The organism is Shinella pollutisoli, from assembly GCF_024609765.1.
GTDB classification, from domain to species: Bacteria; Pseudomonadota; Alphaproteobacteria; order Rhizobiales; family Rhizobiaceae; genus Shinella; species Shinella pollutisoli.
Genome location: NZ_JANFDG010000007.1, coordinates 1 through 16966, shown reverse-complemented (window position 1 = coordinate 16966; position 16966 = coordinate 1). Strand labels below are relative to the sequence as shown.

The window sequence follows — 16966 nt, the reverse complement described above, 5'->3', positions numbered from 1 at the left end:
ATCGGACAGTCGGACGTCAACGGCCGTCCGAAGTCTTCCCCCTCGCGCCACGCACGCCTTCCGGTGCGCGGCGCCAGCCGTTGTGCGTCAGGTTATGCGGCGGACGCTTTCGAGAATCTCCTCCGGCTCGAACACCTTCTTCCAGTCGTTCTTCATGAGGGCCGGCACGCCGAATTCGATCGCCTTGTTGCAGGCATCCGAAAAGACGCCGGGCGTCTCCTCGAAAATGACGGCGCCGAGCACGTTCATGTGGCCGAGCAGGAAATCGCGCGCGGCCTCCTTCGGCACGCCGCGCTCGACGCATTCGTCCATCGCCTCGCGCATGACGCTGAGCAGCGAGGCGCAGACCGTCTCCGACAGGCCGGGCTCGAGAAGCGCGATCTGCTCGACCGTCACCCTGTGCGAGCGCATCACCGGCGCCCAGATGACCTTGGCGACCTCCTCGCCGAGCGCGTAGGCTTCCTCCGGCCCCTGCATGAGAGCCGAGACGATGTGCTGCTTGGCGGCGACACCGCCGAAGAAATCGCGCTTGGCGGCAGGCTCCGTCTCGTCGTTGAAGATCGGGGGATGGCACGGATGCGTCACGAAATAGCTGATGTCCTCACGGGCGGGCAGATGCCCGGCCATCGGCGCCGCAGCGTCCAGGATGACGAGCATGGTGCCGGCCGCAAGCTTGTCGACGATGCCGCCGGCGACCTTGCCGATCGCGGTGTCCGGTACGGCGAGGATGACCACCTCCGCCCCGTTCAGCGCATCGTCCATGCCCACGGTGCGGATTCCGAGGTCCTTCTCCAGCCGCGCCTTGCCGGCATCGCTGACCTCGACATGGCGGACCTGAAAGCGCGAGCCGATCAGGTTCTTGGACAGGCGATATCCCATTTTCCCGCCCGCGCCGACCAGGGCAATTACCGTCATTTCCCGTTCCTTCCTTCCATTCCGGATCTGGTGGCCGCCGGGGTTTCCCAGAGCCATCGATTAAACAACTGAATATCAGACATTTGACAAGCTGTCGAGCATGCGGCCCTTCATGACGGCGCTACGCCGATATTTTTGGCGCGTTCCGGCATCCAGTACGTCCCGGAACGTCGTTCCCGCCGGCCCGCCGAAAGCCTGAACGATCCGATGGCCCGCAAACCACAGGCGCCCGACGCACACGTCGACCCGGAGCGTTTCCGCTTCCTTTCGAAGCGTGAAGCCGTTCCGCTTCCCATGTCACACGGTTCCGGAAGCGGGGTCGCTGCCGGGATTCCCCTCGCGCCGGAGGCAGGATGCATCGATGTCTGCGACGCTTCGGATGCCGCAGAGGGCGAGCACGCGGTCCATCTCCTCGCGCAGGATCTCGAGCACCTGGCGAACGCCGTATTCTCCGCCGGCGGCCAGGCCCCAGAGCTGGGGCCGACCGATGAGACATGCCGCAGCCCCCAGCGCGCGCGCCCTGACCACGTCCGCGCCCCGCCTGACACCTCCGTCCAGCAGCACCGGCACACGGCCGGCGACAGCCTCCACGATCGCCGGCAGGACCTCGATCGTCGCGGGGGCGCCGTCGAGCTGGCGGCCGCCGTGGTTCGACACGATGATGCCGTCCGCCCCCCGCTCGATGGCCTCGACGGCATCGAGCGGATGCAGGATCCCCTTTACCAGCAGCTTTCCCGGCCATGTCCTGCGGGCGGCGTCGATATCGTCCCAGGACACGTCGGGATTGAGGTTGCTGGCCATGTAGGCGCTCAGCGCCATGATGCTGGCATGCTCGGCGGAGGCGTAGTTGGCGAAGGTCAGGTTCGGCGTGCGCAGCATCCGCAACCCCCAACCCGGGTGCAGAATCAGGTCGACCGCATTCCGCACGGTGATCCGCGGCGGAACGACGAAGCCGTTCCGGACGTCGCGCTCGCGAAACCCGGGCACCTGGTTGTCGATGGTGATCACCATGGCGTCGTAGCCGCTCGCGAGCGCCCGCTCGGCGAAGGACCTGGTCAGGCCCCGGTCCCTGTAGATGAAATTCTGGAACCAGTTCGGCCCGGCGGCGTCCCGCGCCAGCCTCTCGATCGTGATCGTCGAGGCATGGCTCATCACATAGGCCGTCCCGGCCGCGTGCGCCGCCCGGGCGGCGGCGAGTTCGCCCTGCGGCCAGAAGAGACCGGCGAAGCCCGTCGGCCCGATGATCAGCGGCATGGACAGCCTGGTGCCGAGAAGCGTGACGGAGAGATCCCGTTCCGCGCCGCCGCTTAGGGGACGCGGCATCAGCTGCAGGTTGCCGAAGGCTTCTTCGTTGCGGCGCATCGTGCGCTCGGTCTCGGCGCCGCCGTCGGCGAAGTCGAACACCATCCGCGGCAGCCTGCGCCGGGCGATTTCCCGCACGGCATCGATGCTTGTGAACCGGTGGTCCCGCGGAACGGTCTCAGATGATTTTTCCGGCATCGCCACGTTCCATGAGCCCCTCGATAGTTCGGATGCTGTAAGCCCCATGCCTTTCTGTCCTGCCCATGTTCGTTCGTCAATCATATTTCCGAATATCAGACATTTAAAAACGCGAAACCCTATCCGAGCGCGAGCTTGAGCCGCGACCCCGCGCGGGAGAGATGCGCACGCATGGCCTCCTTCGCAGCGAGCTCGTTCCGGTCCCTCACGGCGTCGACGATCCGCATGTGCTCGGCGATCGTCAGGTCCATCGTTCCCGGAATGTCGTAGGTCGCCGAATACCATATGCGGACGAGGCCCTGGATCGTCTCGGCCATCGTGGAATAGAGGACGTTGCCCGCCGAGCGCGCAAGAAGCACATGGAACTCGTTGTCGAGCGCCATGAAGCGGGAATAGTCCGAGAAATGGTTCCGCATCTCCTCGACGATCCTGTAGAGCCGCGGCGGGACGTCGTCGCCGCGAAGCTCCGCCGCCTTGGAGGAACACTCCACCTCGATCAGGATCCGCGCCTCGAGCAGATCGTCGAGATTGCGCTCGCTCAGAAGCAGGCCCCACATCATGGCGCCCGCCAGCGCCTCGGAGGACGGCTGCCGCAGGAAGGAGCCCTCGCCGGCGCGCGACTCGATCACGCCCATCACCGCGAGGCTCTTGACCGCTTCCCGGATGGTGGACCGCCCGACGCCGAACTGCGTGGCGAGCTCCTTCTCCGCCGGGATCATGTCGCCTGCCCGCCAGACGCCGCGGCGTATGAGATCGGCGATCGCCTTGACGATTTCCTGCGGCAGGGTCGCGCGCTGGATCGGCACGATCTCCCGCGGCGTCGCGAAGATCCGTTCGGGATCGATGGCTTGCGAGGCGTTTTGCAGGATGTCTTTCTTCACGGATGCCCTCTCGGGTGATGTCGGGTGCACTGTGGCCGACGTTTCAGGATCAATAACATAACGCTGTCGCACCCTTCAATGCGAGCCGATTCCCGGCGTCCCTCCTAGAGGCGATAGACTTTCGCGGCATTGTCCCGGTAGAGCTTCCGCCTGTCGCCCACTGCGCACTCCTCGACGATCCAGTCGACCATCTCGACCCATTCCCCGTAGCCGGTGGTGAGCGCGAGCACCGGCCAGTCGCTTCCGAACATGATGCGGTCGAAGCCGAAGCACTCGATGGCATGATCGACATACGGCCGGATGATCTCGCGGCTCCAGTTCGCCTGATCGGCCTCGGTCACCACGCCCGAGATCTTGCAATGGACATTCGGAAGCGCGGCCAGCTGCCTGAGATTGTCGCGCCAGGGATCGCGCTCTCCGGTCCGGATCGGCGGCTTGCCGATGTGATCCAGCACGATCGTCGTGTCCGGGCAGAGCCGCGCCAGGCCGATGACGCCGGGAAGCTGGTGGTGGAAGACGCAGACGTCGCAGACGATGCCCTGCTCGCCGAGAAGCCGCACGCCCTCGACGAAATCGGGCCGCAGGCAATAGGCGTCGTCGGCCTCGGCCTCGGTGATCCGTCGGATGGCCCGGAAGGTCGGATGGCGCCGCAGATGCTCGATCTGCGGCTGGATCCGGCGGCCGATCTCCAGCGGCGCGGCCGCGATCATGCCGGCGATGGCGGGATGGCGGGCGGCCTGCTCGGCGAGCCAGTCCGCCTCGGCGAGATTGAGGTGCGGATCGACCCAGACTTCCGCGAAAACGAGCTTCTCGACCTCGACGCCGGCCGTTGCCCGGGCATAGTCCTCGAAGAGATGCGGCCGGTTGATTCCCGGGCGCCTCTCCAGCCAGCTATAGCTCAGACGATTCACGTCATAGAGGTGGACATGGCTGTCTATGATCGGAAAGCTCGGCATTCTCTCGTCCTGACGCTGGCTTGAATGGGCGCTTCCTGTCATCGTGAAGCAACTCCATTGACACATCATAATATCAGACATTAGGTTAGTCCAGCATGCCGATCGGCATTGCGAAGGGATTTCACCGGGCGGAGGAAGATATGAAGACGTTTCGTAGAGCGCAGGCGCTCGTCGTGGGGTTGACGGTTGCGCTGGCGTCGCCAGCCCTCGCACAGGATATCGTGAGCGAGGCGAAGCAGAACATCGAGCGCCTCGGCGCGGAAAAGACCGAATGGTCCGGACCGAGCGAGGGGCCGAAGATCGAGAAGGGCAAGCACATCGCCTATGTCTCCGCGAACGAGCAGAACGATGCCGAGCGCGAATGGGGCCGGGCGATCGTGGAGGCGGGCGAGAAGGCCGGCTGGAAGGTCACCGTCATCGACGGCCGCGGCAGCCCGGTCAGCTGGCTGTCCGGCATGAACCAGGCCATCTCGCTGAAGGTCGACGGCATCATCACCAGCGCCGACGCCCGCAGCCTCGCCGAAGCCATCAAGCAGGCGACCGCCCAGGACATCCCGGTGGTGGGAATCCATGCGGCCGGCACGCCCGGCCCGCAGCCGGACCTCGGCCTCTTCACCAATATCCAGCAGGATCCCAAGGCCATCGGCGAAGCGCAGGCGGACTGGGTCATCGCCCATTCCGACGGCAAGGCGCGCGTCGTCGTCACCACGAGCGGCGAATATGCGATCGCGATGGTCAAGGCGACGGCGGTCAAAGACCGGCTGGCGCAGTGCGAAGGCTGCGAGGTCCTCGAATTCTCGAACACGCCGCTCGCCGAGGCGGCCCAGCGCCAGCCGCAGCTCGTGGCCTCATGGGTGCAGAAATACGGCACGCCGCTCTATATCACCGCCATCGCCGACTTCACGCTGGACTTCCAGGTTCCGGCCCTGAAGGCCGGCGGCGCCGATCCGAGCCAGGTCATCCTCGTCGGCTCCGACGGAACGAAGTCGGCCTACGGCCGCATCCGCGCCGGCAACCAGTACCAGGCGGTGACGGTCGCCGAACCGAACGCCTATGTCGGCTACCAGGCGGTGGACGAGATGAACCGCGCGCTGCACAAGCTTCCGCCGAGCGGCACCGTGCCGCTGCCGTATCTCGTGACCGCGAGCAACGTCGACGCGCAGGGCGGCGACAAGAACACCTACATTCCCGACAACGACTTCGCGAACCGCTACCTGAAGCTCTGGGGCGTCGAGTGAACAAGGTTGCTCCCAAGGCGGCCGCGGCCACGGATGGCGAGGCTTTCCTCGCCATCCGTGGCCTGGAGAAGAGCTTCGTGGGGACGCGGGCGCTGGACGACGTGGCGCTCGACCTTCACCGCGGCGAAGTGCATGCCCTGCTCGGCGAGAACGGCGCCGGCAAGTCCACGCTGATCAAGATCCTGGCCGGCGTGTACCAGGCCGATGCCGGCACGTTCCTGCTCGACGGCAAGCCGGTCGAGCCCGCGCCCGGCGCGCTTCCCATCGCCTTCATCCACCAGGATCTCGGCCTCGTCGACACGATGACGGTGGCCGAGAACGTCGCGCTCATCGCCGGCTACCGGCGCAGGGCGGGGCTGATCGACTGGCGCGGGACGCGCCGGGCCGGCGTCGAGGCGCTGTCCCGACTCAGCACCGACATCGATCCCGACGCGCGCGTCGGCGGCCTCTCGGCGGCCGACAAGGCGATCGTCGCCATCGCCCGCGCCCTTGCGCTCGACGCGCAGATCGTCGTGCTCGACGAGCCGACCGCCGCATTGCCGGAACAGGACGTGTCGAGGCTCCTCGACACCGTGGTGCGGCTGCGCGACCGCGGCGTCGCCGTGCTCTACGTGACCCATCGCCTCGACGAGGTGTTCCGGATCGCCGACCGCATCACGGTGCTGCGCAACGGAAAGCGCGTGCGCTCCGATCCGGTGAGCGCGGTCGATTCGGCGCAGCTCGTTCACGCCATCGTCGGGCGGCCGCTCGACGAGGTCTTCGTCACGCCCGTCGCCGAGACGGGCCGGGTCGTGATGGAGGTCGAGGAGCTGACGGTCCGCAAGGTCGGACCCGTCTCCTTCTCCCTGCGCGCCGGCGAGATCCTCGGCCTGGTGGGCCTGAGGGGCGCCGGGCAGGCCGAGATCGGCCGGGCGATCTACGGCGACATGGAGATCCGCGGAGGCGTCGTGCGGCTCGACGGCGCCGACGCCAGGGTGCGCGCGCCCTTCGAGGCGACACGGCGCGGCATCGGCTTCGTGTCCTCCAAGCGCCGTGAGGAGAGCCTCGCCGGCGGGCTGACCGTCCGCGAGAACCTCTATCCGGACCCGGGCCTGTTCGGACGCAGCGCCTTTACGCCGATCGGACCGGCCAGGGAGCGGCAGGACGCCCGGGAGATCATCCGGCGCTTCTCCGTTCGCCCCGCCGACCCCGAGCGCATCATCGCGACGCTCAGCGGCGGCAACCAGCAGAAGATCATCGTCGCCCGCTGGCTCGCCGCGGGACGGCGCGTGATCGTCCTCGAAGAGCCGACGCTCGGGGTGGACGTCGGCGCCAAGGCCGAGATCTACGGGCTTTTCCAGGAGGCGCTGGACGCGGGAATGGCCATCCTTCTCATCTCCGCCGACATGGAAGAGGTCGCCGGCATCGCCCACCGGGCGCTCGTCTTCAATCGCGGACGCATCACGCACGAAGTCGGCCGCGACCAGCTTTCGGTGTCGAAGCTCGTGGCCCTTTCGGCCGACAGCGCCGACACGGCCCATACAGGAAAAGACTGATGTCCTCGTCATCCATCGCCAAGACCAATCCCGTGGCACGCCTCCAGCATCTGCTGTCCTCCTGGGGACTCCTCGTGCTGCTCGTCGCGCTCTTCCTGCTGTTTGCGATCCTCAAGGGCGACACGTTCCTCACCGCCTTCACCTTCAACTCGGTGCTCAATGCGCGCTCCATCTATGCGCTGCTGGCCCTGGCCGTGATGATTCCGCTCGCCGCGAACCATTTCGACCTGTCCGTCGCCTCGACGCTCGGCTTCGCCCAGGTGCTGGCGAACGGCCTGCAGACGCAGCAGGGCCTCTCCTGGCAGGCGACCGTGCTGATCATCCTCGTCGGCGGCGGGATCGTCGGCTGGATCAACGGCCTGCTCGTCAGCCGGGCGGGCGTGAGCTCCTTCATCGCCACGCTGGGCTCGGGCACGGTGCTGCTGGGCCTCAACCAGTGGTACACGGGCGGACAGCAGGTGATCGGCGCCCTGCCCGAAGCCTTCACGTCGCTGTCGGGCATGATCCCGGGCCTCGGCATCCCCGTCGTCATTCTCTATGTGGCCTTCTTCGCCATCGTGCTGTGGATCGTCTTCGAGTACCTGCCGGTCGGCCGCTTCCTCTACATCATCGGCGACAATCCCCGTGCGGCCGAGCTGATGGGCATCCGCTCGGCGCGCTACGTGACGCTCGCCTTCATCGCCTCCGGCGTGATCGCCGCCTTCGCCGGCGTCATCCTCCAGGCGCAGCTTCTGGTCGGCCAGAGCACCGTCGGGCAGGAGATGCTGCTGCCGGCCTTCACCGGCGCCCTGCTCGGCGTCACGTCCGTCCGCCCGGGACGGGCCAATGTCGGCGGCACGCTGCTCGCCGTGGCCGTGCTGGCCATCGCAGTGACCGGCCTCAGCCAGCTGGGCGCCCCGTTCTTCGTCGAACCGCTGTTCAACGGCGCGATGCTCATCACGACGGTCGGCCTTGCGGAATACGCGCGCCGCCGCAGGGAGCGCAAGAGCGTCGGCGCCTAGCCGGTCGCGGACGAGTCGTCCGGTAGCGGTCGCGGCCCCATCCGCCTGCGCCCCTATCGGACGGCGGCATTCCCTCCACGTGAATCTCGGCGAACCGGCCTCCCAAGGCACATTTTCGGCGTGTTCACGCGGCATCCCTTGCCTCGTCGGAAAAACATGATATTTTTTGTCATCTTAAAACCGACGTCCGGACCTTGCGCGGCTGTCGTCTGCAGCCGGGAGCTTTCGCAGGGTCTTGCATCGTTCGGGATGCCAGCGGAAAAGATATGCCGGGATTGCCAAAAGACGGGAGCCACTTCGGGCGGTGACGTATCTGCACTCAATGACCTGCTATACGGAAGGCATCAAGGTGCTCGCGCCGGTCAGATGGCGCAGCATGGACGGCCTGGTGGGCGTATTCTGGGATGCGGAAGGCCAGGCGGGCGCCAAAGGCTATTACCTGTCGCCCGATCCGCGCATCGTGATCTTCTTCAACGACGTCTCGCCCTTCATCCAGATGACGAACCGCGAAGGCGGCATCGGCGTGCATTCCCGCCCGATGATGCGGGCCATATACGTGCCGGCCGGCGTGCCGCTGTGGACCGGCTTCACGTCCGCGCACCGCTTCTCCCATCTCGACCTGCATATCCACAGGGACCGCCTGCTGCGGTTCCTCTCCCCCTCCGTCGGCGCGTCGGCGGCGCTGGCGGCCCTGCGCCGGCCGGTGGAGATCCAGGACGTCGGCGCAATCGAGGCCCTGGCCGGCCTGCTCGTCGACGAGGTGTCGAACCCGACGAAACATGCGGTCTATGCCGAAAGCCTCGTGGCGAGCATCGTCGCCGGCCTGCTCGACATTCCCGACCACGGCGCCGAGCACGTCAACGGCCGGCTCACGCAGGCGCAGATGAACAAGCTGGTCTCGCGCCTCGGCGCCTGCAGCGACGGCCGCCTGAGCGTCGCCGACATGGCGGAAACCGTGGGCCTCTCCGAAAGCTGGTTCGCCAACGTCTTCAAGCAGACGACCGGCAAGACGCCGCTGCAATGGCAGCTCGGCAAGCGCATCGACAGGGCGCAGCAACTGCTTCTGGAAAGCGAGCTGACCATCGCCGACATCGCCGCCCAGCTCGGCTTTTCCGACCAGGCGCACCTGACGAAGGCCTTCCGGCAGATCGTCGGAGGCACACCCGCCGCCTGGCGGCGGATGCGGCAGGCTTCCTGACGCGGAAGCGGTCCCATCCGGCCACGGTCCGGATGGGCGCACCCGTCACCAGGTCTGGCGGATGGTCGCGTAGATCGCGCGGCCCGGATTGTACCAGTCCGCCCCGAAGCCGCCGTTCGCGACATGCTTCTCGTCGAATATGTTGGTGACGTTCAGCTGGAACGAGGTGTTCTCGGCGACCTTGTACGTGAAGGCGGCGTCGAAGACGACGCTGCTGTCGGCCATGGCCGTGTTCGCGTCGTTGAGATAGTAGGATCCCTTGTAGCGCGCGCCGGCGCCGAAGGTCATGTCGCCGCGGCGGCCGTCGCCTTCGAGCGTGTAGTTGAGCCACAGCGACGCCATGTGCTCCGGCACCATGGCGAAGCGGTTGCCCTCGTTGGTCCCGTTTCCGTCCTCGACGATCTTGGAGTCGAGATAGGCATAGGCCGCCGTGAGGCTCCAGTCGCTCGTCAGCTCCGCCTTCGCCTCCACCTCGAAGCCGCGCACCCGCACCTCGCCGATCGTCGAGCGCACCGGCGGCGTGCCGGCCTCTGTGACGGTCACGTTGCTCTTCGTCAGGTCGAAGATGGACGCGGTGATGAGCGCCGGGAAGCCCGCCGGCTGGTACTTGACGCCGGCCTCGTACTGCTCGCCGCGCTCCGGCTCCGTGCCGACCTGCGGCGGGGCGACGGATTGCGCGTAGCTCACGAAGGGCGCAAGCTCGTCCGTCACCTTGTAGGACAGGCCGACCCGCGACGTCAGCTCGCTGAAGTCGCCCTCGCTGTCGAGCCCGGTGAGCTTGTCGTGCTCCTCGGCGTCGATCCAGTCGTTGCGCAGGCCGAACGACGCGGTCAGCCGGTCGATGGTCAGCTCCTCCTGGAGGTAGAGCGCCGTCGTGGTCCGCTTGCTGCGCGTGCTGCTGTAGGGCCCGGCATAGACCGGCCCGCCGCTGTAGATCGGGTTCGTCCAGTCGATCCCGGCCGCGGGCGCATAATAGAGGTCGTTGTCGCCGCTGCGCCGGCTGAACTCCGCGCCGACCAGCGTGCGCGTGTCGACCGAACCCAGGCTCGCCGCGTACTCGACATGCGTGTCGATGATGAACTCGCTGTCCGAACCCGCATTGCCGAAGAAATAGCGGTCGGCGATGGTGTCGCCGTTGTCCACCGGCTCGTAGACATAGGCGTAGCCGAAGCCGGTATTGGACTTGCTGTAGCGCGCATTCGTGTGGAACGTCAGGCCGGAGCCGAAGTCGTGGTCGAACAGGACGCTGACGGTGTTGCGGTTGGTGACGTCGTAATTGTAGCCGGGCTCGCCGAGGAACAGGCTGCGGTCGAGATCGTAGCCCACCGGATGGCCGCCGCCGCCCGGCACGCTGTCGCGGTTGAGATGGTCGTAGACGATGGAAAGGCTCGTCGCGTCGGTGGGGCGCCACGTCAGGCCGCCCATGATGAACTTCTCGTCGTCGCGCGAGAAATCGTATTCCTTGTCGGCATCCTGTATCTTGCCGGTGATGCGGTAGGAAAGCGTGTCGTCCGCGGTGAGGTTGTCGCCGAAGTCGAAGCCCGTCTCCTTGTGGCTGAACGAACCGCCGGTGACGTAGACCTCGCCGAACCGCTCGCTCTTCGGCAGCTTCGTCACGTAGTTGACCGAGCCGCCCGGATCGGACACGCCGAAGGACGTGGAATTGGCCCCCTTCAGCACCTCGACCCGCTCGAACGCATAGGGCTCCTCGCGGATGCCGCCGAAGGGCGCGCCGATGGTCAGGCCGTCGCGATACATGTAGGCGTCGAAGCCGCGGATCTTGAAATAGTCGTAGCGGTCGTCCGAGCCGTAGAAGTCGGTCGTCACGCCGGCGGTGTAGTTCAGCACCTCCTCGACATTCGTCGCGCCGCGCTGCTCGATCTCCTTGGCCGTGATGACGGACACCGTGGCGGGCGTCGTGAGGATGTCCGTCGCCATCTTGCCGCCGCCCGTGGTCCTGCGCGCGACGATGGACGTCGAATCCGAGTCCCCGCCCGTCGCCGTGCCGTTGCCGTCGACGGTGATGGTCTCCAGCACCGTCGCCGAGCCCACCTCCGCCTGCTGCGCCAGAACGGCCACCGGCGTCAGCGCGACGAGGGCCGTGCAGCCGAGGAGAACCATCGTCCTGTAGCGGCTGGAGGATTGCCGGTTGCCTGCTTTCATCATGTCCATCGTCGAGTCCCGAATTCGAAGTTGCGCGCACCGGCGGCCGGCAAGCCCCACGCATGCCGATGCCGGTCCGGAACACAAAGGCCCGCCGCATCCCTACCCTGCCGGGTCAGCGGCGGCGATGCGCGATGTCCCCTGAGGCGGCAATAACTTGAGATCAATTATCCAGTATTGTAGATTTCCGCGGTTTTGTACAAACCCACGGAAACTTCGCAGGCTCCGCGCGGCAACGCCCGCATTCGCCTTGACGCTGCCCCATGAACCTGAAACGGAAACTCCACTTTTAATCGCCTGGAGGGTTTCGCCGATGCCGCGGCTTATCCGCTTGTCCCTGATCCTGCTGACGGCCTGCCTCTGGATGGCCGCCGGCGCCCGGGCCGCCGACGGCTCCTATCCCGTCGTCATAGAACACGCCTTCGGCACGACGACGATCGCGAGGAAGCCGCAGCGCGTGGCGACCGTCGCCTGGGCCAACCACGAGGTTCCGCTGGCGCTCGGCGTCGTTCCCGTCGGATTTGCCGCGGCCAATTTCGGCGACGACGACGGCGACGGGCTGCTGCCCTGGGTGGCCGAGAAGCTGAAGGAACTGGGCGGCGGGACGCCCGTGCTCTTCGACGAGGGCGACGGCATCGATTTCGAGGCGGTCGCCGCCACGAAGCCGGACGTCATCCTCGCCGCCTATTCCGGCCTGAGCCAGGCCGACTACGACACGCTGAGCCAGATCGCCCCCGTCGTCGCCTATCCGCAATCCGCCTGGTCGACCGACTGGCGCGAGATGATCCGCCTCAACAGCACCGGGCTCGGCATGGCCGCCGAGGGCGAGGCGCTGATCGCCCGCATCGAGAAGGAGATCGCCGACACGGTCGCGGGCTACCCCATCCTGAGAGGCAAGTCGGCGATCTTCGTCACCCATCTCGACGTGACCAATCTGAGCACGGTCAACTTCTACACCGCGAACGACACCCGTGTGAAATTCTTCACGGACCTCGGGCTGCGCTCGCCGAAGAGCGTGGTCGAGGCGACGAAGCCCGGGCAGTTCGCCGCCAGCGTCAGCGCCGAGCGGGTCGACGTCTTCGACGATGTCGACATCGTCGTCGCCTATGGCGGCATGCCCCTGCTCGACGCCGTGAAGGCGGACCTGCTCCTCTCGCGCATGCCCGCCGTCAACAGGGACGCCCTCGTCATGCTCGGCCGCGATCCCGTCGGCACCGCCGCCAACCCCACGCCCCTCTCGATCTCCTGGGTGCTGAAGGACTACGTGGCGCTGCTGGCCGAAGCGGCCGGGAAGGCGAAATGACGAGCGGGGCCGTCACGGCCGGACGCCGGCCGCCGCCGGCCGGGCGCGCGCATCGCCTCCCCGCCCTGTGGCTGCTCCTGCTCGCCGCGGCGCTCGTCGTGCTCGCGGCGCTCTCCGTGGCGATCGGCACGCGCGACGTCGGCCTCGGCGACATCCTCGCGGCGCTCGGCGGACGCATCGAGACGATCGCCGAGGCGGCGGTCGCCATGCGCATCCCGCGCACGCTGCTGGCGCTGCTCGCCGGCGGCGCCCTCGGCCTCGCCGGCGCGATCATGCAGGGCGTGACGCGCAATCCCCTCGCCGATCCCGGCATCCTCGGCGTCAACATGGGCGCCTCGCTTGCCGTCGTGGTCGGCGTCGCCTGGTTCGAGATCGCCTCCGCCTATGCCTACATCTTCACCGCCATCCTCGGCGCCGGGGCTGCGGCGGCCTTCGTCTACGTCATCGGCTCGCTGGGACGCGGCGGGGCGACGCCGCTGAAGCTCGCGCTTGCCGGGGCCGCCACCTCCATCGCCTTCTCCTCGCTGGTCATCGCGGTGGTCCTGCCGCGCGCCGACATCGCCGGCGGCATCCGCGCCTGGCAAGTCGGCGGGGTCGGCGGAGCGACCTTCGAGCGGATCCATCCCGTCCTGCCGTTCCTCGCGGCCGGCTTCGTCGTCGCGCTCCTCTCCGCCCGCAAGCTGAACGCGCTCGCCCTCGGCGACGAGCTCGCCGCCGGCCTCGGCGAGCATGTCGCCGCGACGCGGGCGATCGCCGCCTTCGCCGCCATTCTCCTGTGCGGCGCGACGACGGCGGTCTGCGGCCCCATCGCCTTCGTCGGCCTCGTCGTGCCGCATCTCTGCCGCCTGCTTGCGGGAAGCGACCACCGCTGGCTGCTGCCCTTTTCCGCCCTCGGCGGCGCCGGCCTGCTGCTCGCCGCCGACATCGTCGGGCGCATCATCGCCCGGCCCGCCGAGCTCGACGTCGGCATCGTCACCGCCTTCATCGGCGCGCCCTTCTTCATCTGGATCGTCCGCCGCCAGCGGGTGCGGGACCTCTGACCATGCTTGCCGCCCTCACCGATTCCGTCGCCGAGAGCCGCCGCCGCCGCGCCGGACGGCGCGGCCTCGTCGTCGGCCTTCTCCTCGCCCTTCTCGCGGCGACCTTCCTGCTGACGCTGCTGCTCGGCCAGTCCTTCACGCCGCCGCAGGACATCCTGCGCACGCTGCTGGGCGAAGACGTGCCGGGCGTCGCCTTCACGGTCGGCCAGCTCCGCCTGCCGCGCGCGCTGCTCGCCATTCTCGCCGGGCTCAGCTTCGGCCTCGGCGGCGTCGCCTTCCAGATCATGCTGCGCAACCCGCTGGCCAGCCCCGACATCATCGGCATCAGCTGGGGCGCCAGCGCCGCAGCAGTCATCGCCATCGTCGTCTTCGGCCTGAAGGGGCCGGCGGTCTCGGTTCTCGCCGTCGTCGCCGGGCTCGGGGTGGCGCTCCTCGTCTATGCCCTCTCCTTCCGCAACGGCGTCGCCGGCACGCGCCTCATCCTCGTCGGCATCGGCGTCTCCGCCATGCTGGAGAGCGTCATCGCCTATATCCTGTCCACCGCCCCGGCCTGGACGCTCCAGGAGGCCCTGCGCTGGCTGACCGGCAGCGTGAACGGCGCGCAGCTCGGCGCGATGCTGCCGCTGCTTGCCGCGCTCGCCGTCTTCGGCGGCCTGCTGCTCGGCCACGGCCGCGACCTCGAGGCGCTGAGGCTCGGCGACGACACAGCCGCAGCGCTCGGCGTGCGGGTCGGGCGCACGCGCGTCCTCGTCATCGCCGCCGCCGTCGGCATGATCGCGAGCGCCACCGCCATCTGCGGGCCGATCGCCTTCGTCGCCTTCCTGTCCGGCCCTATTGCCGCCCGCATCGTCGGCAACAACGGCTCCCTCCCCGTCCCCGCGGCGCTGGTGGGCGCGGCACTCGTGCTGGTCGGCGATTACTGCGGCCAGTTCCTGCTGCCGAGCCGCTATCCCGTCGGCGTCGTCACCGGGGCGCTCGGTGCGCCCTATCTGATTTTCCTGATCGTGCGCGTCAACCGGTCCGGAGGTTCGCTATGATGTCCCACACCCTCACCGCAAGCGCGCTTTCGGCCGGCTACGGCGAGAGGCTCGTCCTCGACCGGCTCGACTTCGCCGTGCCGCCGAGCCGGATCACCGTGATCGTCGGCGCCAATGCCTGCGGCAAGTCCACGCTGCTGCGCACCATGTCGCGCCTCCTGCCCGCCAGCAGGGGCCACGTGCTGCTCGACGGCAAGTCGATCCACGCCATGCCCTCGCGGGAGCTCGCACGCACGCTCGGCCTGCTCCCGCAATCGCCGATCGCGCCGGAGGGCATCACCGTCGCCGACCTCGTCAGCCGCGGGCGCCACCCGCACCACGGCGTCTTCTCGCGCTGGACGCGCGCGGACGACGAGGCGGTCGCCGCGGCGCTGGCGGCGACCAGGACCGACACCCTGTCCGAGCGGCCGGTCGACGAGCTTTCCGGCGGCCAGCGCCAGCGGGTGTGGATCGCCATGGCGCTCGCCCAGCAGACCGACGTCCTGCTGCTCGACGAGCCGACCACCTTCCTCGACATCAACCACCAGATCGAGGTGCTGGACCTTCTGACCGACCTCAACCAGACGCGCGGCACCACCATCGTCATGGTGCTGCACGACCTCAACCTCGCCGCGCGCTACGCCGACCACCTCGTCGCCATGGCGAACGGACGGCTGCATGTCGCGGGCCCTCCGGATGCCGTGCTGACGGAAGAGACCGTGAGGGAGGTCTTCGGCCTCGACAGCCGCATCATCACCGATCCGACATCGGGCCGGCCGGTCATGCTGCCGATCGGCCGGCACCGCATGCTCTCCGACGACGCCATAGAAAGCGAGGCCGCGCCATGACGACCGTGACGGAATTCAAGCTCTCCGGCATCGCCCGGCCGAAGCACGCGGACGCGATGCTCCGGGAGGTCTGCGAGCACTTCGTCGAGCATGCCGCGGTCGAACGGACCGGCGCGGCGGCGACGCTGAAGAGCGAGGTCGGCACCGCGCATATACGCGTCGAGGACGGCCGGCTGCTGATCGACCTCTCCTGCCCGAGCCGGGAGGCGCTGCAGCTGAGCCGGACGATGCTCGCCGAGCACCTGTTCTACTTCGCCGGGGAGGACCCGTTCGAGCTGACCTGGTCGGAGCCCGCCCCGCGGGCACGGCTCGCCAATCTCCACGAGGCGACGGTCGTCTCCGCCGTCGACGTGACGCCGCACATGCGGCGCGTGGTCGTCTCCTGCGCCGACGTCGCCCCGTTCGTCGGCGGGGACATGCATGTGCGCCTGCTCGTTCCGCCGAAGGGCCACGCGCCCGTCTGGCCGGGGCTGCGCGAGGACGGCCGCATCGCCTGGCCGGAGGGCGACGACGAGCTGCTCGTGCGTGTCTATACGATCCGCGCGGTGGACATCGCCCGCGGCGAGCTGTGGATCGATTTCCTGCAGCATCCCGCGGCCGGCATCGCGACCCCCGGCGCCGATTTCGCGAGGGACGCGCGCCGGGGCGACAGGGTCGCCCTGCTCGGCCCCGGCGGCGGCGGCCTGCCGAAGGCGGAGACGATCTTCCTCGTCGGCGACGAAAGCGCCCTGCCCGCCATTGCCCGCATCGCCGCGGAGGTGCCGGCGGGAACGCGGATGGACGCCCTGATCGAGGTCGCGGACGCGGCCGAGGAACAGCCGCTCGCGACCGCGGGCACGCTGACGGTCCGCTGGCTGCACCGCGAGGCCTACCCCGCAGGAGCGAGCAACATCCTCGCCGAGACGGCGAAGGCGGCGCTCGCCGGCGTCACCGCCGAGACCTTCGTCTGGGCCGCTTGCGAACGGGAAGACATCCGCCTCATCCGCGCCGCCCTGAAGAGCCGGCAGCACGACAGGAAACGCATGTACGTCGCATGGTACTGGGAACGGACGGCTCCTTAAAATTTGGGGGATCGATGGTAGAGGAGGTCCGTTCTGGTCAGGACGACCGACACCATGAACGGACAGAGATCAGGCTGGGAGCATGGCAGATACGGCTTGGGAAAGCCATCCGGGAATACATGCTTCGGTCGATCCCCATCCCGGCGAACTCGTGCCGAGGAGCGCACTGAGATGGCATAACGTCCAATAGCCTCGCACCTCGTCAGGCATTATTTCGCGACGCCATTTCGCCCCGCCACCGTGCGGGGCTTATACATTGGAAGGCCGGAACATCGGTTACGATGTTCCGGCCTCTTGTCATTGTGGTGGTT

14 protein-coding genes are annotated in these 16966 nt (G+C 67.9%); 9 read left to right on the top strand and 5 right to left on the bottom strand.

Going from position 1 to position 16966, the window contains the following annotated elements; genetic code table 11:
- Positions 1–87: 87 nt before the first annotated feature.
- From NNZ72_RS07485 to NNZ72_RS07470, 4 genes are all read right to left on the bottom strand, one after another.
- The gene (locus tag NNZ72_RS07485) at positions 88–915 is read right to left on the bottom strand and encodes a phosphogluconate dehydrogenase C-terminal domain-containing protein (RefSeq protein WP_257314568.1); all 828 of its coding nucleotides are present in this window, start codon (positions 913–915) and stop codon (positions 88–90) included.
- Between the two features lie 297 nt (positions 916–1212).
- The gene (locus NNZ72_RS07480) at positions 1213–2415 is read right to left on the bottom strand and encodes an alpha-hydroxy acid oxidase (protein ID WP_257314805.1); all 1203 of its coding nucleotides are present in this window, start codon (positions 2413–2415) and stop codon (positions 1213–1215) included.
- Between the two features lie 119 nt (positions 2416–2534).
- The gene (locus NNZ72_RS07475; protein WP_257314567.1) at positions 2535–3296 is read right to left on the bottom strand and encodes a FadR/GntR family transcriptional regulator; all 762 of its coding nucleotides are present in this window, start codon (positions 3294–3296) and stop codon (positions 2535–2537) included.
- 104 nt (positions 3297–3400) lie between these two features.
- Entirely contained in the window at positions 3401–4252 is an 852-nt protein-coding gene (locus NNZ72_RS07470; protein WP_257314566.1) for an amidohydrolase family protein, read from the bottom strand.
- Positions 4253–4392: 140 nt separating this feature from the next.
- Between NNZ72_RS07470 and NNZ72_RS07465 the strand changes: the two genes are divergently transcribed.
- The 4 genes from NNZ72_RS07465 to NNZ72_RS07450 all read left to right on the top strand — a co-directional run bounded on the left by NNZ72_RS07465 (position 4393) and on the right by NNZ72_RS07450 (position 9224).
- Entirely contained in the window at positions 4393–5490 is a 1098-nt protein-coding gene (locus tag NNZ72_RS07465; RefSeq protein WP_257314564.1) for a substrate-binding domain-containing protein, read from the top strand.
- A complete protein-coding gene (locus NNZ72_RS07460) occupies positions 5487–7025 on the top strand; it encodes a sugar ABC transporter ATP-binding protein (RefSeq protein ID WP_257314563.1) in 1539 nt (512 codons plus the stop codon). Before NNZ72_RS07465 ends, NNZ72_RS07460 begins: the two co-directional genes overlap by 4 nt.
- Positions 7025–8026 (top strand): ABC transporter permease, encoded by a 1002-nt coding sequence (locus tag NNZ72_RS07455; RefSeq protein ID WP_257314562.1) that lies wholly within the window; start codon positions 7025–7027, stop codon positions 8024–8026. The genes NNZ72_RS07460 and NNZ72_RS07455 overlap by 1 nt, the downstream gene beginning before the upstream one ends.
- Positions 8027–8330: 304 nt before the next feature.
- Entirely contained in the window at positions 8331–9224 is an 894-nt protein-coding gene (locus NNZ72_RS07450) for a helix-turn-helix domain-containing protein (RefSeq protein ID WP_257314561.1), read from the top strand.
- 45 nt (positions 9225–9269) lie between these two features.
- On the opposite strand, the gene NNZ72_RS07445 is transcribed toward NNZ72_RS07450, so the two are convergent.
- Positions 9270–11396, bottom strand: coding sequence for a TonB-dependent siderophore receptor (locus NNZ72_RS07445; protein ID WP_257314559.1), 2127 nt, complete (start codon positions 11394–11396; stop codon positions 9270–9272).
- A 355-nt stretch (positions 11397–11751) separates the two neighbouring features.
- On the opposite strand from NNZ72_RS07445, the gene NNZ72_RS07440 reads away from it, so the two are divergent.
- The 5 genes from NNZ72_RS07440 to NNZ72_RS07420 are packed head-to-tail and all read left to right on the top strand — an operon-like array spanning position 11752 to position 16655.
- Positions 11752–12690 carry an ABC transporter substrate-binding protein gene (locus NNZ72_RS07440; RefSeq protein WP_257314804.1) on the top strand — a complete coding sequence of 313 codons (939 nt, stop codon included), beginning with the start codon at positions 11752–11754 and terminating at the stop codon, positions 12688–12690.
- Positions 12687–13730 (top strand): FecCD family ABC transporter permease, encoded by a 1044-nt coding sequence (locus NNZ72_RS07435; RefSeq protein ID WP_257314557.1) that lies wholly within the window; start codon positions 12687–12689, stop codon positions 13728–13730. The genes NNZ72_RS07440 and NNZ72_RS07435 overlap by 4 nt, the downstream gene beginning before the upstream one ends.
- Before the next feature lie 2 nt (positions 13731–13732).
- Positions 13733–14767, top strand: a complete 1035-nt coding sequence (locus tag NNZ72_RS07430) for a FecCD family ABC transporter permease (protein WP_257314555.1) — start codon at positions 13733–13735, stop codon at positions 14765–14767.
- Entirely contained in the window at positions 14764–15594 is an 831-nt protein-coding gene (locus NNZ72_RS07425; RefSeq protein WP_257314551.1) for an ABC transporter ATP-binding protein, read from the top strand. The genes NNZ72_RS07430 and NNZ72_RS07425 overlap by 4 nt, the downstream gene beginning before the upstream one ends.
- Entirely contained in the window at positions 15591–16655 is a 1065-nt protein-coding gene (locus NNZ72_RS07420; protein WP_257314550.1) for a DUF2218 domain-containing protein, read from the top strand. The genes NNZ72_RS07425 and NNZ72_RS07420 overlap by 4 nt, the downstream gene beginning before the upstream one ends.
- Positions 16656–16966 lie beyond the last annotated feature (311 nt).